Genomic DNA, 18,237 nt, shown 5'->3' on the forward strand with positions numbered 1-18,237 from the left:
GCCGGCTTGTTGGGGGTGTCGGCTTCGGTGCCGCGGTGTCCTGGCATGTTGCAGGAGACCGTGCGGGTGACGATCCGGCCGACGGGAGTGCGTTCGCGGGTGCGGCGGAGGTAGCCGTGGGCTACGAGTTCGCGCAGGGCCGCGGCGATACGGGTCGGGCCCTCGGGAAAGCGGGCGGTGAGGGACTTGATGTCGATGGCGACGCCGGTCGGGAGCGACTGGATGTGGCAGGCCAGTCCGATGGCCAGCAGGGACAGCTCCCGGTGCTGGGTGAGGTGGTTGCCGATCACCGTGAAGTGGGTGGTGTGGCGGACGTTGTCGTGGATGACTCCGCCGGGGTGCGCCTGCGCCTGCGTCTGCCGGTCCCGGTGAGGGTGGTTTTTGCCCGGGATACGGGACTGGGCGTGCGGGGGCGCGCTAGGGTTTTCGTAGTCCATCGGGAAGGGCCTTACTTCCTCGGTGGTCAGGCCCTCGCACTGGGATTGCAGTCCCGGCGGGGGCCGTCGCATGTTTGCGGTTGTGTTGTGTTGCTCGCGCTGAGCGTAGGGCAGGCAACCAGGCCCAAATCCAGCTGAGTTGGGCATATTCACTCGCGGGAGTGAGTTTGCGCGGCGGGCGGGAGGGGTGGGGCTTGGTGGGGTTTCTTTCTCCGTGGGTTTCTTAAAGAAGAGGGCCGGTCGCACCGGAGCGTGGTTCTTCACGTTCCGGTGCGGCGACTCATGGTGTTCGTGTAGTGACTGTCCGGAGTCTGTCCAGTGCTGTCGGGGCTGTCGGCACGGGCGGTGCGGGTAAGGGCCGTTGCGGCGCGGACGTACGACGGAGAGGTGCGGGATGCAGCACGTGAGCGGTGACGGGGAGCGACTCAAGGGCGAGGCGGACGAGCCGGGTTGGGAGGTGGATCCGGACGACGACTGGGGTGTGGCCGTCATCGCCACCGTGGGGCGGCAGTTGAAGCTGCGGCGCGAGGCGAAGGGGATGCGGGCCGCGGAGTTCGGGGTGGCGGTGGGGTATGGGGAGGACCTCGTCTACAAGGTCGAGGGGGGTAAGCGGATTCCTCGGCCTGAGTATCTGGATCAGGCGGATGAGGTGTTGGGGGCGGGCGGGTTGCTCTCGGCGATGAAGGAGGACGTGGCGAGGGTTCGGTATCCGAAGAAGGTTCGGGAACTCGCCAAGTTGGAATCGCAGGCAGTCGAGGTGGGGCTGTACAGCAACCACAACATCCATGGCCTGTTGCAGACCGAGGAGCACATGCGGGCCCTCTTCGACGCGTGGCTTCCTGCCTATTCGGACGAGGAGACGGAGCGCATGGTGGCCGCGCGGCTGGCTCGCCGTTCGATCTTTGAGAGGGCACCCTCACCCACTCTCAGCTTCGTCCAGGAGGAGGTGACGCTCCGACGTCCGGTTGGGGGCAGAATGGTGTGGCGTCGGCAGCTCGAACGGCTGCTGGAACTGGGGCAGTTGCGGAATGTGTCGATCCAGGTGCTGCCGACCGACACTGAGGAACACTTCGGTACAGGTGGGCTGATCGAGGTGCTGAGATTTCCGGACGGCTCTGCGGTGGGGCGATCCGAGGGAGCTTTCAGCGGCCGACCCGTGTCCGATCCGAAGCAGCTCAGGATCCTTGACCTGCGCTATGGCATGATCCGCGCCCAGGCACTCACGCCCCGAGAGTCACGGGCCCTTGTCGAGCAGATGCTGGGAGAAACATGATCGGCACTCGTGCCACCCGGGACACCGCCGCACTGGCGTGGTTCAAGAGCAGCTACAGCAGCAGCGGTGACGGCAATGACTGCATCGAGGTCGCCGCCGCCTCCGGTGCGGTGCATGTCCGCGACTCCAAGAACATAGGGGGGCCGCAGCTCGCGCTCGCGCCGGAGGCGTGGGCGGACTTCGTGAGCTACGCGTCGGGAAGTTGATGCCACGGCGCGTTCGCCCGCGTGAGTGAATTGCTGGGGAGCGCGGGGCCTGCCACACCCCCTGGATGCCAGGGAATCGCGCGCGGAGCCGGTGGGGGTGTGATTGGGTGCGCGCATGAAAATCACCAGACGGCTGGACGCCCCGCAGCGGTGTGCCACCAACAGCAACTGTCCCGCCGTGTTCGCCCTCTCCTCCGGAGACGTGGCGTTCATCGGGCGCGTCGCACACGAACTCCACGACTCGCTGCCGTCCGGCTCGGGAGTGGGCGACGGTGAGCACCTCGTGGTTGTACCGCGAGACGTGCTCATCAGTGCCGGATGGACCCCGCCGGCCGGGTGACTCCTCAGCGCGGCTCGGCCAGATCGTCCGCGCCCGGCCGCGCTGTAAGGTTCAGCAACTGCCGTTGATAAGCCATTTCGGCGGCGTCGTAGAACTGCCGCATCTTTCCGCTGTGCGGTGTGGCGCAGTCGCGGGCGGCACGCGTTCGCTCCCAGAATTCCCGCATCGGGGCGCTGCTGAAGAGATAGTAGAGATTGCTCACCGACGATTCGTCGTCGAGGTAGCCCAGTTCCCAGCACATGCACTGGTGCGAGATGACGAGATTCGCGTACATGAATTGCCGGGTGCGATCCGCGGGGATGTCCGGCTCGTACGGAGGCCAGACGGCCATCAGCAGTGGATCGTCGAATGCCATCTGAAACAGTCGCCTGTGCTGTTCGCGAATCGCGGCTTCGGCGACCCGGCGTGCGGTCTCGTGCTGGTTTTCCGCGACTTCGCGCTGTAATGCCAGTTCCGCACGCTGTGCCTCCAGCACTTCGCGCTGCATCCTGGATTCCTCGCCCTGCTGGTGGAATGTGCGGGCGATATAGATGAGGACGACGACCGATGTGGCAGCGGCGGCGGCTCCGAAGGACTGTCCCGCGTTGCCGGAGGCGGTGGACTGAACTTCGGAGAAGCTCGTCAGGAAAAGTGTGAGCCCCACGGTCGCCGCACAGGAAGCGATCGTGATGGTGACCAGGATCCAAACCTCGCGAGCACGACGAGACCCTGTCATGGCACCCCCGATGGAAGACCCCATTACCAGTGGGTATGTCTTCGATTCACCGGCCTTATTCCCGCGTCATCTGCGGGGAAAACAATGCGCTGGGAGCAGGGAGGGCGCACAGAGGCACGGAGGTCGGCGGGGTGCCGGGGAGAATGATTTCGTCCGGTTTCCCTTGGGCCCGCTGTTGAACGTGGGAAAACAACGGGCCCTTTCACACCGCTTGTGATCGGTTCTGCTCGGGTTGTCGTCAGGGGCGGAGGGGGGCTGGGAGGGGGTCGCCGCGCCGGTTGTAGTGGCTGACGGTGGCCCGGGTCTGGTGCGGGGCTCGCCAGTGATGCTGCTGGAGGTGGTAGGCGTGCCGAGGCCGGTGATCTGTTTGGCGAGTTCGTTGTTCTCCTCGATCTTCCAGCGGACCCCGGCCCTCACGATCGCCTCGGTGACCGGGTCGGTGGCCGGGGCATGGACGAGGAAGTACGCGTACTCGAAGTCGTCGCGACCGCCGGCCAGTTGCTTCTTTTCGGTGCTGCGGCGGATCAGCAGCTGGTGGGCGAAGCCGTCGGCCGGTATCTGTCCGGGCAGGGTGACCTCGAACCACGTCCAGTCGTAGGCTCGCTGTCCCTTGGAGCCCTGGCTGCGGCGTTCCCACTGCTCGCGCACCGTGGCGTAGTGCAGCAGGTCACCGGCCGCTGCGACCTTCGGCAGGCACGGCTTGCCCGGCGGGCCCTGAACCGGCAGCGTGAGCGGCACCGCGAGCACGTAGCGGATCCTCTGCCCGTGCAGCCAGGACCTCAGAGCGGGGTCCTTGCCGTAGTCCGCGTCGGCAGCCACCCAGGAGAACGGCAGCCCACCGGCCACCGCGCCCTGCACCATGGCGATGCCCAGCTGCGGCTTGGTGGCGAAGGCGACCTCGTCGGGGACTCCGGCCGCCCGGCACCGCTCACGATCGCCGGCCCAGGACTGCGGCAGGTACAGACGCCGGTCGTAGAAGGTGTGGCCACTCGCGGCGGCATAGGTGAGCATCACCATGACTTGGCAGTTGCGGACGTCACCGGTCGTCCCGCAGTGCTGGTGGCCGACCCCGACGGACTTGTCACCCTTCTTGATCACCTGGGTGTCGTCCAGCACCAGCGTCGCGCTCGGATACCCCAACTCCCGTGCCGCGTAAGCCTGCACCTCGGCCAGCAGTCCGTCCGCGCTCCAGGACGCCTCGCCCAGAAACTTCTGGATCCGGTGCGGGGTGGCATGCCCGGCTCGCCCTGCCATCGTCCAGCCGTTCTTCCGGCCCAGGTCAGACAGCAGCCCCTCGATCAGCTCGGCGAACACTTCCCGCGGCTCCGGCCGGGCGCACAGATGCCCCAACCCGCCCGTCAGGGCAGCCAGTTCCTCTGCCCACCGCTCAACGTGCTCCACCCTCACATCCATCAGCATGACCGGACAACGGTCAGCACCGATCACCAGTCGCAAGGTAGTACCTGACGGTGTTAGAAAAATCTATCTCTGCCAAATCGCAGCGAGGCCCGGCTAGCGTCACGACTCGTGCGACACCACCGGTGACCAAGTACGAAGACGGACGACGAGATTGATACGAGCCCCTAGCTCAGTGAGCCTCTTTCATCCTGTCTCGGTGGGGTGAAATGGCTGCTCAGCAGGGGTGGAAGTTAGCAAGTAGCCAGACAGGACATCGCCATGGACAAAAAGATCCGCCTTATTCCCGTTTCCGAAAAAGACCTCGGGCTCCTCGACATCCTGTTCAACGCCAGCCCGGAATCCGACGAGGCATTCGACTGGTTCGGTTTTTCCGATCCCATGGCCAAGCGCAGGCGCTGGTCGGAGAATGGCCTGCTCACCGCCGATTCAGGCACACTCACGGTCGTGAGCGGCCAGGAGGCACTGGGAACAGTCTCCTGGCGGCCCGTCCCTTACGGGCCGCTCAACCGCGGCTGGAACATCGGCATAGGTCTCCGCCACGAAGTTCGCGGTCAGGGCATCGGCACACAGGCCCAGGCATTGCTCGCCCGGTACCTCTTCGCCCATACCGAGGTAAACCGCGTCGACGCGCACACGAATGTGAAAAACATTGCCGAGCAACGTGCCCTGGAGAAGGCTGGCTTTACGCGTGAAGGCGTGTTGAGGGGCGCCCAGTTCCGCAATGGTCGTTACCACGACATGGTCGTATACGGAATCCTCCGCAGCGAAGTCACTCTCGACTGAACCTCTTTCATCCTGAATAGTCGCAGGTCAGTAGTATCGGGCGAAGGCTCGTTCGCCGGGGGCTCGTAGTCGGGCATGGTCGCGGTTGAACTGCTCGTAGTGCTCGGGCTGTTCGCTGTGGTGGTAGTAGGGGGTGCGGACGGTGGCGCCGGCTCCCTGGTAGGCGCGGCCGACCAGGATGAGGATCTGCCGGGTCAGGCAGGCTTGGACGATGCCGTGGGCGCGGGCGGAGGTCAGGTCGTGGGTGCGGCCGGGCGTCGTGCGTGAGAACCACAGCGGTGTGCCGTCCGGGGCTGCGATGACCTGGACGTTCATGCCGTGCTTGCGATGCTTCATCGAGTAGTACGGCTCGTCCGACTTGATGCGGTCGGTAGGGATGAGGGTGCAGACCAGCCCATTTCACCCGCCAGCACAGGATGAAAGAGGCTCACTGACAGGCGGCCGCATACGGCAGCGTGAAGAACCGCCGATCCGAGGTCTGCCCTGCAGCCAAAGCTCAGGCCGATTAGTTTCCACAACGGCCATCGACGAACTTTGTTCTGAGTCTTTAACGAACCCGGGACTCCTATCTATATGAAAGAGCCCATCATGGCCATACATGTCGTTATCGGCGCCGGTTCCATCGGCACGAATGTCGCTCGCCTGCTCGCCGACCGCGGTGAAAGCGTCCGCATTGTCACGCGCAGCGGCTCGGGCCCGGAGTATCCGCAGGTCGAACGGGTCGCTGCGGATGCTTCCGACCCGGGCCGCTTGACCGAGCTGTCTCGCGGCGCAAAGGTAATCTACCACTGTGCGAACCCGCCTTCCTACACAATGTGGGAACGGCTGTTGCCGCCCATACAGAATGCGGTCATCGCAGCCGCGAAAGCAAACAGGGCCGTGCTGGCAATTACTGGCAGCATGTACGCTTACGGCCCGCAGCCTGGCGGTATGATGAACGAATACACCCCCATGGCCGCCACTGGGTCTAAAGGCCGTCTCCGTAAACGGCTGTGGGAGCAGGCCCTTAACGCCGGAATCCGCACTGTGGAGGTTCGCGGGTCCGACTACATCGGCAGGGACTCGAATGGCCTGTATTCCATAATCATTGAGCCGGCAATGAAGACGGGCCGCGCAGCCTGGGTGCCTGCCGATCTAGACGCGCCACATACCTTCACCTTCAACGGAGACATGGCTCAGGCCCTGGTCGCACTTGGAAATGATGAGCGTGCGTGGGGTCAGGCGTGGCATGTGCCGTCGCCACCGGCCATCAGCATCCGTGAACTGGCGCGGCGCTACGCCGCCGCTGCAGGCCGGCTACCGGTCAAGCTGATCCCGATGCCACGCGCGGCAATGCGCACAGCTGGGCTTTTCGTGCCGAAAGCCCGTGAAATGGCCGAAATGGACTATCAGTGGTACTCGCCGTTCCTCATGGACGCCTCAAAAACAGCTGACGCCTTCGGCCTCACCGCCACCGATCTAGACATCATTATCAATAATCAGGTGAGCGCGGCCGCGGCTTGATCCCGCCTCCCGATTTCGACAGCAAGCAGCGATTCCTGCCCTGCGCTTCGTCATGACACGTCCGGCGAATCGGTCCTTATCGCATTTGAGTCAATCCGGCGATGGGGCCCACCATCTGGGCTGTGTCGTGAAAGGTATCCCTCTTCGGCAGTGAGAAACAACGACAGGAGTAGCCATGATCTACCACATCAACCGCGCGAAGGCTAAGGCCGAAGTCACCCCCGAGCAAATCGAGGCCGCCTTGGAAAGTTGGCGCAACCAAGGACGGTCCAACCCGGCCGTGAAGTCTTTCATGGTTGGCCGCGATCTCGGCGGGGACTTCGACTACAGCTGTGTCTTCGTCGTTGAGGACCTCGACGGCCTCTACCAGTACCTGACCCACCCCGCGACTATCGGGACTGACCATCTGGGACTGGCGCTGCTCGAACGCCTCGACATCTTCGACATCAGCGACGACGACGACCCTGACCTGTACGCGAAAATCGAAGAACTGCACCGCCGCCGCAGCGCCCTGAACCCGGAGATTCCCGGCATGCTTTCGGACGTCCCAGACTTTCGCGGCGCCGGCGCGAACGACTAATCAGCACGTCACGACCGGCAAGTATACGCAGCAATGCACCCGGCACCTGCCGGTCGTGACGCAATCACCCCTCGATAACTTTTACGCTAGTTATGGCACCGGCTCAGTGAGGACCTGGCCAGACATTCCGATGCGGCCAGCCCAGGATCGAATGACACGCAATCCTTGAGAAGGAGTAGTTCTGTGCATCTAATTGACGCGGTAGGTCGCCTTTGTGACGCCATCAATTCGCATTCGGCGCAACGAGTCGCCGACTGCTTCACTGTCGACTACGCGGCGGAGGTGCCGCACCGTCCTGCAGAAAATTTTACTGGGCGGGAGCATGTGCTGATGAACTGGTCCTTGATATTTACCCGAGTGCCCGATCTGCAAGCAAGAGTTCTGCGGACAGCGGTTTCGGGGTCCGAGGTATGGTCCGAATGGGAAATGAGTGGAACTTCTATCGAGGGACTACCCGCTCTCTTGGTCGGACCTGTAGTAATGACCGTCCGTGACGGTCGGATAAGTTGGACTCGTTTCTATGTGAGTCCGGTCCCGCCCGTCTCATCCTAAGGTAACTAATCAGGTCAGTTGATCGTGGGTACCCACAGTCGGCCGGATGCCAATTGGACGAGCGCGTCGAGTAGATTGATGCCGTGTTTGGTGGCGGTGGCGAGGAACGCAGATGGCAGAAGTGTTCCGCGCCGGGCAGGGTCCGCATGCCACCGGGGATCTTCTGGCGGACTTTGACCTGACCGAGCGCATCGACATCCTGGCCCGCAACCGTCACGCGATCGCCGACTACCTGGCCGAGCTCCAAAAGCGCGCGGAGTGAGCCGCCGCGAGCTGTGATTTCCCCTGCGTTTGAGACGGGGGTGAAGCGGGCGATGGTGTGGTGCCGGTCCGCTCGGTCGCCATTTTCCGTTCGACAACAACGCCGCCGAACGGGAAGGATCGCGCGGATTGCCTGCGTCGACAGGCCCGCGTTGAGCAGTTCTCGGATCTGCTGGACGCGGCCCAGGGCTGCTTCGCTGTAGTCGCGGCAGTTGTTGGGCCCGCGGGTCGAGGTGATCAAGCTCTTTGCCTCGTAGAACCGCACCTGTCGCGGAGACGCGCCACGTGGTGGACCTGTGGGGTGGCCATCGCGACGCGGCACGCACACAGCCCTGGCAGCGCGGCACTCACCGCCATCCACCGAGCCCTGGGTGCCGACTGAGTGCGCGGCGGCATCCGGCGAAGATGCGACCCGGACCACAAGAGAAACGATGCAGTTTCGATCACTGCCCGCGCCGATAATCCGCTTCCCGTTGGGAGAACGCCCACCATGACCTCCGTACTCATTGTCAATGAGCAGTCATTGCAGCGCCGCGGACTGCGCATGCTCCTGGCGGAGGAGCCCGACCTGACTGTCGTCGGCGAGGCCTCGAGCGGGGCCGAGGCGGTCCGCATGAGCGCCGCACTGTGCCCCGACGTCGTGGTGATGGACAGCCACATTTCCGACTCGGACGGCACCGAGACCATCCGCCGCATCACACGGCCTCCCACCCTCCCCCGGACCCCCGAACTCTCCAGAACGCAAGGGAACCGCCCACGCGTGCTGATCCTGACCCCCGCCAGCCACGAGCAGCGCGCCTACGCCGCCCTGCGCGCCGGTGCCGGTGGATTCCTTCTCCACGACGCCACCCCCGGCGAACTGCCCGCGGCCATCCGTGTCGTGGCCGCCGGAGACGCCGTCATCACCCCCGGCCTGACCCGCGCTCTCATCGACACCGTCCGACAGTTGCAACCCGCGCTCCCTGCCGTGCGGGAAGTCGGGATCGGCACGCTCACCGAGCGGGAGCGTGTCGTGCTCACCGCCGTCGCCTCCGGCTGGTCCAACGCCGAGATCGCTGCGCGGCTGTCCATCGCCACGACCACCGTCAAGGCCCACGTCAGCAACATCCTCGCCAAGATCGGTGCCCGCGCCCGTGTCCAGGCGGTGGTCTTCGCCTACGAATCGGGCCTGGTGCGGCCGGCCGCCTGAACACCCCGAAGCCCTGCCGCGGCCTCCAGCTGGTCGACCGCTGTGGGAGACCACCTCCGACCTGAAGATCGCCGAGCAGGTGAACCGCCTGGTCCGACTGTCACGCCAGGCCGGGGACCTGGTGGTGTCGGTGCTGCACTCCGAGGCCCTGCCGCTGCTCAACGACGGCGCCTCGGTGATCGTGAACGGGGAGCCCGCCACGCGCGACGTCGTGCACGCCGACCGCCTCGCCCCGCGCATCCACGACAGAGCGCTCTTCGCCATGGACCTCATCGCCCGCCACCCACACGGACGAGCTGCTGTCCAGCATGCAGTGCATGGTGCGGACCCTCGCCGCCGTCGGCGAGGGTCCGGCCCGAGCGCTGGTCGGCCGGACCCGAAGCGAGGGCATGAAGCTGACGGGTGCGGTGGTCTGCCGCAGCAGATGACCCAGCGAGTGCTGGAGTCCGCTGTGGAGGGCGAGATCACCGGCCACCTCGGTTGTGACCAGGTGGGAGGTCCGGGAGCGCGGTGGGCACGCCATCTCATGCGAACGGATCGGTCAGGCGCTCGCAGGTCTGCGGATTGCTTGCCCGATTGCGAAGCGCCTTTCCCCGTGAAGGCAGGTGACGACAGCAGGTGCCCCCAGATACGGGGCGAGCGGCATACAGCCCTTTCCCGGCCCGCCTGTGGTCCGACCCGCTCAGCGCCCCGGTGAGTTCACTCAGTTCAAACGGCTCCGTATCGCCCGAAGCACGCCTCGACCGCCCAGCGGCGGCCGGCCCCCGGTGCTGCCGGCCGGGCCACTGCCAGGAGGCGGACTTCGGCCCTCGCCCAGTTGTGGACGCGCGGGCCGTGCGCGCCGTTGCCGCACGAGCGGCGCTTCTGACGCCACCGCCCGGACGCGCGTCACATCTGGACGGCGCCTCACACCGCCCCGGCTTCAACGGCGCCCGCGCTCCCCGGGATTCGCCGGTGGATGTCCGCGAGCATGTTGCGCATCGCAAGATGGAAGAGCTCAGCCTCGTGGTCCCCGAGGAACGAGCTGTGTCCGAACACCTCGAGGACGACCATGCCGTGCATGCGCCCCCATGCCTCCATGAGCAGGGCGATCGCGGGCGGCGGGAGGACTCCCGGCCCGTCCGGGGGCAGCTGATCCAGGTAGGCCCGGAACTGGGGCGAGAGCGGGGGCATGTCGGCCGCCGCGAGCTGCTCCAGGCTGAAGCCGCCAAAGAGCTCACGCTGGAAGATCGTGCTCATCCGGCGGGCGGCAATGGTGGAGGCGCCGTCGGCCGGGGCCGCGTAGCCCCGCAGCGGTGTCCCGAACAGGAGCTTGAACCGCTCGGGGTGGGCGATGGCCCAGCCCCGGTAGCCCTCGGCCGCGTCCAGCAGACGCGACACGAACGGCCGGTCCGCCGCCGAGTCCGCCGCAGTGCCCCCAGCGCCCGCAGCCGAGTCGGCCGTCGAGTCGACGGCGGCCTGGACGGCGGCGAACAGGTCCTCGTACCCCTTGGTGACGAGCATCGTGACGAGGGCATGTCGGTTGGGGAAGTAGTGGTAGAGCGCCTGCACGGTCATGCCGAGGCTGCGCGCGACGGCTCGCAGGGACAGCCCCTCAGGACCGTGCTCGGTGATGTGCAGTTCGGCGGCGTCCAGGATCTCCCGCATCGCTGTGGCCCGCCGCCGCTCCCGCAGCGTGGGCGGAGCAGATGACGCGGATCGAGCGGCCGGGGTGGAGGGAGCAGACGGCGCGGACGGAGCCGGCGGGGCGGCGGTCTTCGGCCGTTCGGGTACGGGCATGGGCCCACCCTACGGTGCACCTCTGGCACCTGAACATAAACCGAGCACTGTCAGGTAAATCTCGCACTGCCAACTTCCCCAGGGCCTCCCCTAGCGTCGTCGCGTCCCCGCAGACACATTGACCGCAAGGAGATTTGGCGTGTTCGAACGCATAGCCGAGCTGGCGATCCGCCGGGCCCGGCTGGTACTCATCGTCGCCGTCGTGGCGACAGCTCTCATGGGTGCCCTCGGTAGCGGCGCATTCACCAAGCTGCTGGGCGGCGGTTTCGATGACCCGGCTTCCCAGTCCACCCGGGCACGCGATCTCATCGACAAGAAATTCGGCGGCGAGACCAACCTCGTGCTGCTGGTCCGCGCCGGCGACGGCCGGGTCGACACCCCGTCTGCCGAGCAGAACGGCAAGGCACTGGTCGCGAGTCTGAAGAAGGAGAAGACGCTCGCGAACGTCGTCTCGTACTGGGACACGCGGAGCGCCCAACTCCTGTCCAAGGACGGCCGCGAGGCCATGGTCCTCGCCCACGTCAAGGGTGACCCGACCCAGCAGCAGAAGAACGCCACGAGCCTGCTCGACGATTACGACGGCACGTACAACAAAGCCCTCACGGTACGGGCCGGTGGGGTAGCCGCCGTCGGCAACGACATGTCGACGCAGGTGGTCGAGGATCTTGAACTGGCCGAGCTGATCGCGATCCCGCTGACCCTCATCCTGCTGCTGTTCGTTTTCGGCAGCGTGGTCGCCGCGCTGCTGCCGCTGGCCATCGCCGTCATCGCCATCCTGGGCTCGTTCGCCGAACTGTCCCTGCTCGCCGACGTCACCAGCGTCTCGAACACGGCGACCAACCTCACCACGGCTCTCGGCCTGGGACTGGGCATCGACTACGGCCTGTTGATGATCAGCCGGTTCAGGGAACAGCTCGCGACCGGCGCGAGCGTGGAGGACGCCGTCCGCCGGACGGTGCACACCGCCGGCCGCACCGTCGCGTTCTCCGCCTCCACCGTGGCCGCCGCACTCGCGGCGCTTCTCGTCTTCCCGCAGTATTTCCTGCGCTCGTTCGGCTTCGCCGGGGTCGGCGTCGTCGCCATCGCGGCCGTCAGCGCGCTGTTCGTCATGCCGCCGCTGCTCGTCGTCCTGGGGCACCGGGTCAACAAGGGGCAGATGCCCTGGGCGAAGACCGCGAACGTCACCACGCGCGTCTCCATATGGGCGCGGCTGGCGCGTACCGTCATGCGGCGGCCCGCGCTCACCGCGCTGCCCGTCCTCGCGGTCCTGCTGGTGGCGGCGAGCCCGCTGCTCGGCATCACCTTCGGCACCCCGGACGAACGCGTGCTGCCCAAGGACGCCGAGAGCCGCCAGGTCTCCGCGACGCTCCAGAAGAACTTCAACGGCAACGACAACGCCGCCCTCCAGATCGTCATCGGCCAGAACGTCGGCCAGAACGTGGACAAAGCCCCGTTGGAGAAGTACGCCGATCAACTGTCCCAGCTCAAGGGCGTGGTACGGGTCGAGACCAGCACCGGAACCTACACCCACGGGCAGGAATCGGCGGCCGGTCCCGGCAGCACCAACCTCAGCCGCCCCGACGGCCAACGGATCAGCGTCGTCAGCTCCTTGACACCGAAGTCCGACGCGGCACAGAGCCTGGTCGGCGACGTACGGGCGCTCACCCCGCCCCCCGGCACCCACCCGCTGGTGGGCGGCATCGACGCCGAACTGGTCGACGCCAAGCACTCCATCAGCGGTCAACTCCCGCTCGCCATCGGCCTGGTCGTCCTGACCACGTTCGTCCTGCTCTTCCTGTTCACCGGCAGTATCGTGCAGCCGCTGCGCGCCCTGGCCCTGAACGCGATCACCCTGGTGGCGACGCTCGGCATCATGACCTGGATCTTCCAGGAAGGCCATCTCTCCTCCCTGCTCGGCTTCACGGCGCAGCCGATGGAGATGTCGATGACCGTGCTGATGTTCTGCATCGTCTTCGGACTGTCGATGGACTACGAGGTGTTCGTCACCAGCCGGATCAAGGAACTCCACGACCAGGGCGACGACACCGAGTCCGCCGTCACCAACGGCCTCGGGCACACCGGGCGCATCGTCACCGCCGCCGCCTGCCTGCTCGCGGTGAGCTTCTTCGCCTTCGGTACGTCCAAGCTCAGCTTCATGCAGATGTTCGGCCTGGGCAGCGGGCTGGCCATCCTCATCGACGCCGTCGCCATCCGCGGTGTGCTCGTCCCGGCCGCGATGCGCCTGCTCGGCGGCTCGGCCTGGTACGCGCCCGGCTTCCTGCGCAGGTTCCACAGCCGGTTCGGCCTCAGCGAAAGCGCGCCCGAGCCCGCTGCCGAGCCCGAACCCGCAGTTTCACGGGGTTGACTCCGGCCCACAGCGTCCTGCCCGGCGCGGAGTCCGGCCGGGGTGACACCGCCCAGCGGGCCGCGAGCCTGCTGACGAGGCAGCGCCCCCGGCCGTTCTCGGAGTGCGGATGATCCAGGGCGCACGGCTCCGGCGGGGCGGGCGGCAGCAGCCGCCTGCCCCGCCGGTCCGTCAAGCGAGGACGACGCCGCAGGCGCTCATCAGCGCAGCTGAACGGGGGGCGCCCAAGCGGGGTCGCGGCCGGTGAAAGCGACCAGCCGGTCCAGAGGTGGTGCGCTTGCGTCGATGGCGATTTCGGGGCCGAAGGGCATGCCGGGGCCACGGTATTCCGGCTGGATCACGCCTTCGAGCACGGTGAGGGCATGCTGGCAGGTTTGCGCGTCCGGGTTCCATCGCTGGCCGGTCGCACGGGCCAGGTCCCAGCCGTGGCCGAGCGTTTCGATCAAAAGCAGGTCGATGACGACGGAGCCCGGATAGGCGCCGCCCAGCAGCGGAACGTTCACGGTAGCTGTCGCCAGGCCGTCGGCCAGGGCCGATCGGATCGTGGTGGTGAGGTGCGCGATCACGGCACTCGGGTGGTCGGGGCCCGTGAACGCGGACGGGTCGGGCCGGTCACTGCCGGACGGGTCAGTGAAGGCAGCGTCGAAGTAGGTGAGCCAGCCCAGCAGGTGGCGGCGCAACGTGCTCACGTCGAAGTCTTCGCACGGTGTGGGGAGCTTGTCCTGCTCAGGAGTGATGCCGGGGAACTGGCGAGCCAGGTCCTCGAGTACCGGAAAGATCATGGAACTACTTTCTCTGATAGGTAACTATATCGAGTATAGGTTACTGTCAACGATCAATGATCGGGCAGGGTCTACAGTCATAGGGGTGGTGACACAAGAGGCCGGACGGCGGGCCGAGTACGCGGCTGCGACCCGTCAAGCGATCCTGCTGGCGGCGCGGGCACTGTTCGTCGAACGGGGCTATTTCGACACCCGGGTGCAGGACATCGCCCGTGCAGCGCGGGTAGCGGCGCCCACCGTCTACGCAGCGGTCGGAGGCAAGAGCGGTGTGCTACGCACACTCATCGAGGACGGGGTGCGCGCCGCTGAGGCCGGCGGCATCTACGAGCGGATCGCTGCGCAAACCGACCCCGGCGCGCTGCTGCGCATGCTCGTGGACGGCACTCGAAGCGAGTTCGAGCTCTGGTCGCCGATCATGCGTCAGGCGATCGCCGCCGCACCCCAGGACGCCGGGATCCGGGAGACCGTCGGTGCGGCGCACGACAGCCTGCGCCGCGGATTGCGGGCCACTGCGGCCCGGCTCGCGGAACTGGGCGCACTGCGCGCCGGAGTCACCGTCGACGAGGCTGCGGACGTGCTCTGGTACTTCCTCGGCAACGCCTCCTACTTCACACTGACCGACGACTGCCACTGGCCGCTCGACCGCTCCGCCGACTGGCTGCACCGATGCCTCACCGCCGCGCTGCTCGGCACGTAAGGAAGTAGCCGGCCAGTTCCGCACGCTGTCGTGGACGCGGCGGCCGCGCGATGTGCAGCCGCCGAAAACGGCCGGCGCCTCGGCCGTAGATCTCCTTCGACCCGACTCGGCTGACGACCTGCGTCGAAATCCCCGACGGCCCGCTGCCGCCCCTCCGCCAGGCTGACGTACGCCCGGTCACACCGGCGCAACGCCGAGGAACGGTCGACAGGCGTACGGCGCATTCCATGCCCGACGATCGCGGTGCCGGATCACTGCGGCGGAGCACTTTGCGGGCTGGCCGGCGTCGTCAGTCACAGGCGGCATGCTCCGGTGTCGCGCGAAGGGTGTTTGCCACCGTCTGACAGGCGAGCCGCGCCACGGCCCGTAGCTCCGTGTCCGAGGCGCCGGCGCGGCTGAGGACGGCCAGCGACTGATTGACTGCGACGATGAACGTGGCCAGCTCGTCCGCCAGTTCCTCAGGGGCGGCCGAGGGACCCGTCAGGGCTGTGCGCACTCGCCGGCGCTGGGTGTCGAGCAGAGTGCGCACGTGAGCGCTGTTGTCCCCCTTGAGTATCGGCGCCTGCGCGGCGGATTGGGCGATGAGGCACCCCGCAGGGACAGACGGATCGGCGATGCGCGCGAGGACGACGTCGAAAAATGCCTCGATGGCGCGTACCGGGTCGCCGGCATGGGTGGTGAGGGCCTGCTCGTATCGAGTGCCGTAGGTCGAGGCGTAGCGGTCGAGGCACTGGCGAAAGAGCGCGTCCTTGCCGCCGAAGGTGCCGTAGAGGGAGCCGCGACCGAGACCGGTGGCAGACCCCAGGACGTCCAGCGAGGCGTCCGTGTACCCGCGTTCCCAGAACACGCGCATCGCCTGGTCCAGAGCCGTGTCAACGTCGAACTGCTTGCGGCCTGACATGTTCCCTCCTGCGTCCCCTCATGATCCTACACACCTGCTGTACCGATCGATCCAAGATTCCTTGACCGATCGTTCCAAGATGGTTAACGTGAAGGCACTCGTACCCGAAGTTGGAAGGTGCCGCCGTGATCGGTGAGAGGGCACGCGAGGTTTCGGCCAAGGCCCTCACGCCCGAAGGGAGGCTCGCGGGCGCGGACCGGATTGTGGCTCGTAGCTGCGGTGTACGCCCTGGTCTGGGTGGACGCTGCCGATTCCGCTGTACGCGCTCTGGGCGCCGCGAATGGGCTTCGGACCGTTCACCACGCCGCTGGTGTTCGCCGTCTACGCGTTGGGAACGGTGCTGGCGTTGATGATGTTCGCGTCCCTGTCCGACCATACGGGGCGTCGCCCGCTCCTGGTCGGCGCCCTGGCCGCCGCGACTGCGAGCACCGCCTTGGTTTTGATTGCATGCGACGTCGGAACGTTGCTGGTGGCGCGGTTCCTGTGCGGATTGGCCACCGGTGTGTTCGCCGCAACCGCTACCGCAGCACTCAATGAGCTGGCCGCAGAACCTCGCGCACGGCGAACGTCGATCGTGTCCACTGCCGCGAGCATGCGCGGACTGGGGCTGGGCACCGTCACGGCGGGTCTGTTCGCCCAGTACGGCGCGGACCCCACGCGCCTGGTGTTCTGGGCGTATCTGGGCACCCGGGCACTGGCGTTTCCCGCCCTCCCGTCGTCCCGGAGACCGTTGCCGTTCGGCGTCGCCCCGTCTTGTCCATGCGCCGACCGACCCTGCCCGACCGGCGGGCAGATCGGCCGGAATTTCTGGGCGCCGCCACGGCCGTCCTGGCCGCCTTCGCCGTCAGCGGATTGTTCTCCTCGCTGGTGCCCTCATTTCTGCGCGAACAACTGCACGTCCACAACCTCGCCGCGATCGGCGCAGAGCTGCGCTGCTGTTCCTCATCGCCCTGATCGCCCAAGTGGCCGCCCCCGGGCGCTGGCTGCGCGATGGCCGGCTTTCGATGGCTCTCCTTGTCGCGGGCATCGCGGTCTTCCAAACCGGGCTGTGGGTACGGCCGCTGCCGCTATTCGTGATCGACCCCCTGCTGGCGGGCACCGGCGTCGGCCTGGGCGGATCTGCTGTCGACGATTTCCTCGCCGCATATGCCAGCACGATCGTGCCCACCCTGGCCCTGGGGCTGCTTGACCAGATCCTCGGCCAGGACATCGCGACCTCGCTGCTGTCTGTCGCCGTGGCCGTCACGACGCTCGCCACGGCCCGAAGGCGACCCGCAGCACCGCACTTACTGCATCCACGAAAGGAACAATCATGAGCCGGTCCACGATCGACCTGCCCCCACCCGACGGCCCTGGCTCCGTGTCGCAGGCACCGAAGCTCGCGGCCCGATTCAGCGATACGTTCACGAGCCGTTACATCGACACCGGCGAACTGCGCCTGCACGCGGTCATCGGCGGTGAAGGACCCGCCCTGCTGCTGCTGGCCGGCTGGCCCCAGACCTGGTACGCCTGGCGCCTTCTCATGCCCGCGCTGGCCAAAGACTTCCAGGTCGTCGCGGTCGACCCACGTGGCGTCGGACTGTCCGACAAGCCCTGCGACGGGTACGACACCGGCACCCTCGCCGACGACCTCGCCGCGCTGATGACCGCGCTGGGACACCAACGATTCGCCATGGTCGGCCACGATGTCGGAATGTGGACCGGCTATGCCCTGGCCGCGGATCACCCCGACCGGCTCGATCGTCTGGCCGTCGCCGAAGCCGCGATCCCAGGCATGTCCCCGTCACCACCTCTGTTCGGAAGTGCGGATTCCAACGACCGACTCTGGCACTTCGGCTTCAACCGGCTCAGCGAGATCAATGAACGACTGGTCAAGGGGCGTGAACACCTCTACTTCGGGCACCAGTTCGCGACCAAAGCCACGAAGAAGCTGCCCGACTACGCCGTCAAGCACTACGTCGACATCCTCGCGGCTGACCCGGACGCCCTGCGTGCCAGCTTCGAGTTCTACCGCGCGCTCGACACGACCATCGCGCAGAACCAGCGGCGCAAGTCACGACCGCTCACCCTCCCCGTCCTGACGATTGCAGGAGCGGACAACTCGGGCGAAATGGTCGGCAACACCATGAGGCTCGCGGCCGACGACGTGCAAAGCCTCATCATTCCCGAGTGCGGCCACTACCCGCCGGAAGAGGCACCGGAAGCGATGCTGGCCGCCCTCACCACGTTTCTGGCCCCATACCGGGATAACCCGAACAATTCCCCGGCAATGTCGCGGTAGAAGGGCTCCACATACACAGCCACCCCGGAAGAGCAGCTTCAACCCGCGCCGTCTTGCCGTCCCTCTGCGTTCGACCGGGCGGCGTTCGGTCTGACCGTGACGCTCGCCGAACTCCTGGGCACGCAGGGGCTTCGTCGTGGACTGCGCGGAACCCCTTGGGCGCCCTTCGATACG

20 protein-coding genes and 4 pseudogenes are annotated in these 18,237 nt (G+C 66.6%); 15 read left to right on the forward strand and 9 right to left on the reverse strand.

The annotated features are described in order from the left end of the window. Positions 1-437, reverse strand: a pseudogene (locus IPZ69_RS27805) (helix-turn-helix domain-containing protein); the annotation flags it as partial. Between the two features lie 394 nt (positions 438-831). On the opposite strand from IPZ69_RS27805, the gene IPZ69_RS27810 reads away from it, so the two are divergent. The 3 genes from IPZ69_RS27810 (at position 832) to IPZ69_RS27820 (ending at position 2,256) form a co-directional block, all read left to right on the forward strand. Continuing rightward, the gene (locus IPZ69_RS27810) at positions 832-1,710 is read left to right on the forward strand and encodes a helix-turn-helix domain-containing protein (RefSeq protein ID WP_235457309.1); all 879 of its coding nucleotides are present in this window, start codon (positions 832-834) and stop codon (positions 1,708-1,710) included. Beyond that, on the forward strand, positions 1,707-1,916 hold the full coding sequence (locus IPZ69_RS27815) for a DUF397 domain-containing protein (protein WP_235457310.1): 210 nt from the start codon (positions 1,707-1,709) through the stop codon (positions 1,914-1,916). Before IPZ69_RS27810 ends, IPZ69_RS27815 begins: the two co-directional genes overlap by 4 nt. 115 nt (positions 1,917-2,031) lie before the next feature. Next, positions 2,032-2,256, forward strand: a complete 225-nt coding sequence (locus IPZ69_RS27820) for a hypothetical protein (protein WP_235457311.1) — start codon at positions 2,032-2,034, stop codon at positions 2,254-2,256. A 4-nt stretch (positions 2,257-2,260) separates the two neighbouring features. Here IPZ69_RS27820 and IPZ69_RS27825 read toward each other — a convergent pair whose 3' ends face one another. Together IPZ69_RS27825 and IPZ69_RS27830 are read right to left on the reverse strand one after the other, a co-directional pair. Next, a complete protein-coding gene (locus IPZ69_RS27825) occupies positions 2,261-2,995 on the reverse strand; it encodes a DUF6082 family protein (protein ID WP_235457312.1) in 735 nt (244 codons plus the stop codon). A gap of 42 nt (positions 2,996-3,037) precedes the next feature. Next, a complete protein-coding gene (locus IPZ69_RS27830; RefSeq protein ID WP_235457314.1) occupies positions 3,038-4,372 on the reverse strand; it encodes an IS701 family transposase in 1,335 nt (444 codons plus the stop codon). A 276-nt stretch (positions 4,373-4,648) separates the two neighbouring features. Between IPZ69_RS27830 and IPZ69_RS27835 the strand changes: the two genes are divergently transcribed. Continuing rightward, entirely contained in the window at positions 4,649-5,173 is a 525-nt protein-coding gene (locus tag IPZ69_RS27835) for a GNAT family N-acetyltransferase (protein ID WP_235457315.1), read from the forward strand. Positions 5,174-5,209: 36 nt separating this feature from the next. Here the strand turns inward: IPZ69_RS27835 and IPZ69_RS27840 are convergent. Then, positions 5,210-5,557, reverse strand: a pseudogene (locus IPZ69_RS27840) (transposase family protein); the annotation flags it as partial. A 204-nt stretch (positions 5,558-5,761) separates the two neighbouring features. Between IPZ69_RS27840 and IPZ69_RS27845 the strand changes: the two are divergent. The 4 genes from IPZ69_RS27845 to IPZ69_RS27855 all read left to right on the forward strand — a co-directional run bounded on the left by IPZ69_RS27845 (position 5,762) and on the right by IPZ69_RS27855 (position 8,070). Continuing rightward, positions 5,762-6,676, forward strand: a complete 915-nt coding sequence (locus IPZ69_RS27845) for an NAD-dependent epimerase/dehydratase family protein (protein ID WP_235457316.1) — start codon at positions 5,762-5,764, stop codon at positions 6,674-6,676. 175 nt (positions 6,677-6,851) lie between these two features. After that, positions 6,852-7,256 (forward strand): Dabb family protein, encoded by a 405-nt coding sequence (locus IPZ69_RS27850; protein WP_235457317.1) that lies wholly within the window; start codon positions 6,852-6,854, stop codon positions 7,254-7,256. Positions 7,257-7,439: 183 nt separating this feature from the next. After that, a complete protein-coding gene (locus IPZ69_RS47885) occupies positions 7,440-7,808 on the forward strand; it encodes a nuclear transport factor 2 family protein (protein WP_374294038.1) in 369 nt (122 codons plus the stop codon). A gap of 112 nt (positions 7,809-7,920) precedes the next feature. Then, complete coding sequence (locus tag IPZ69_RS27855; protein ID WP_235457318.1) at positions 7,921-8,070, forward strand: hypothetical protein; 150 nt, start codon at positions 7,921-7,923, stop codon at positions 8,068-8,070. Positions 8,071-8,196: 126 nt separating this feature from the next. Here the strand turns inward: IPZ69_RS27855 and IPZ69_RS47890 are convergent. Continuing rightward, positions 8,197-8,490 (reverse strand): annotated as a pseudogene (locus IPZ69_RS47890) (MerR family transcriptional regulator); the annotation flags it as partial. Positions 8,491-8,559: 69 nt separating this feature from the next. On the opposite strand from IPZ69_RS47890, the gene IPZ69_RS27860 reads away from it, so the two are divergent. Beyond that, positions 8,560-9,258, forward strand: a complete 699-nt coding sequence (locus IPZ69_RS27860) for a LuxR C-terminal-related transcriptional regulator (protein WP_235457319.1) — start codon at positions 8,560-8,562, stop codon at positions 9,256-9,258. A gap of 100 nt (positions 9,259-9,358) precedes the next feature. Here the strand turns inward: IPZ69_RS27860 and IPZ69_RS27865 are convergent, their stop codons facing one another. After that, complete coding sequence (locus IPZ69_RS27865) at positions 9,359-9,568, reverse strand: hypothetical protein (protein WP_235457366.1); 210 nt, start codon at positions 9,566-9,568, stop codon at positions 9,359-9,361. Positions 9,569-10,164: 596 nt separating this feature from the next. Then, positions 10,165-10,905, reverse strand: a complete 741-nt coding sequence (locus IPZ69_RS27875) for a TetR/AcrR family transcriptional regulator (protein WP_235457363.1) — start codon at positions 10,903-10,905, stop codon at positions 10,165-10,167. 271 nt (positions 10,906-11,176) lie between these two features. Here IPZ69_RS27875 and IPZ69_RS27880 point away from each other — a divergent pair, with 271 nt between their 5' ends. Then, positions 11,177-13,402 carry an MMPL family transporter gene (locus IPZ69_RS27880; protein WP_235457320.1) on the forward strand — a complete coding sequence of 742 codons (2,226 nt, stop codon included), beginning with the start codon at positions 11,177-11,179 and terminating at the stop codon, positions 13,400-13,402. Between the two features lie 200 nt (positions 13,403-13,602). Here IPZ69_RS27880 and IPZ69_RS27885 read toward each other — a convergent pair whose 3' ends face one another. Next, entirely contained in the window at positions 13,603-14,184 is a 582-nt protein-coding gene (locus IPZ69_RS27885) for a TIGR03086 family metal-binding protein (protein WP_235457321.1), read from the reverse strand. Positions 14,185-14,269: 85 nt separating this feature from the next. Here IPZ69_RS27885 and IPZ69_RS27890 point away from each other — a divergent pair, with 85 nt between their 5' ends. Beyond that, positions 14,270-14,881 carry a TetR/AcrR family transcriptional regulator gene (locus tag IPZ69_RS27890; protein ID WP_235457322.1) on the forward strand — a complete coding sequence of 204 codons (612 nt, stop codon included), beginning with the start codon at positions 14,270-14,272 and terminating at the stop codon, positions 14,879-14,881. Between the two features lie 289 nt (positions 14,882-15,170). Here IPZ69_RS27890 and IPZ69_RS27895 read toward each other — a convergent pair whose 3' ends face one another. Further along, positions 15,171-15,782 carry a TetR/AcrR family transcriptional regulator gene (locus IPZ69_RS27895; RefSeq protein WP_235457323.1) on the reverse strand — a complete coding sequence of 204 codons (612 nt, stop codon included), beginning with the start codon at positions 15,780-15,782 and terminating at the stop codon, positions 15,171-15,173. A gap of 280 nt (positions 15,783-16,062) precedes the next feature. Between IPZ69_RS27895 and IPZ69_RS47895 the strand changes: the two are divergent. The 4 genes and pseudogenes from IPZ69_RS47895 to IPZ69_RS27910 all read left to right on the forward strand — a co-directional run. Continuing rightward, positions 16,063-16,428 (forward strand): annotated as a pseudogene (locus IPZ69_RS47895) (MFS transporter); the annotation flags it as partial. 113 nt (positions 16,429-16,541) lie between these two features. Then, the gene (locus IPZ69_RS27900) at positions 16,542-16,736 is read left to right on the forward strand and encodes a hypothetical protein (protein ID WP_235457324.1); all 195 of its coding nucleotides are present in this window, start codon (positions 16,542-16,544) and stop codon (positions 16,734-16,736) included. An 8-nt stretch (positions 16,737-16,744) separates the two neighbouring features. Next, positions 16,745-17,098: a hypothetical protein gene (locus IPZ69_RS27905; RefSeq protein WP_235457325.1), complete on the forward strand. Its 354-nt coding sequence runs from the start codon at positions 16,745-16,747 to the stop codon at positions 17,096-17,098. Beyond that, positions 17,095-18,063 carry an alpha/beta fold hydrolase gene (locus tag IPZ69_RS27910; protein ID WP_235457327.1) on the forward strand — a complete coding sequence of 323 codons (969 nt, stop codon included), beginning with the start codon at positions 17,095-17,097 and terminating at the stop codon, positions 18,061-18,063. The genes IPZ69_RS27905 and IPZ69_RS27910 overlap by 4 nt, the downstream gene beginning before the upstream one ends. Positions 18,064-18,237 lie beyond the last annotated feature (174 nt).

Source organism: Streptomyces olivochromogenes (genome assembly GCF_021538895.1).
GTDB classification, from domain to species: Bacteria; Actinomycetota; Actinomycetes; order Streptomycetales; family Streptomycetaceae; genus Streptomyces; species Streptomyces olivochromogenes_A.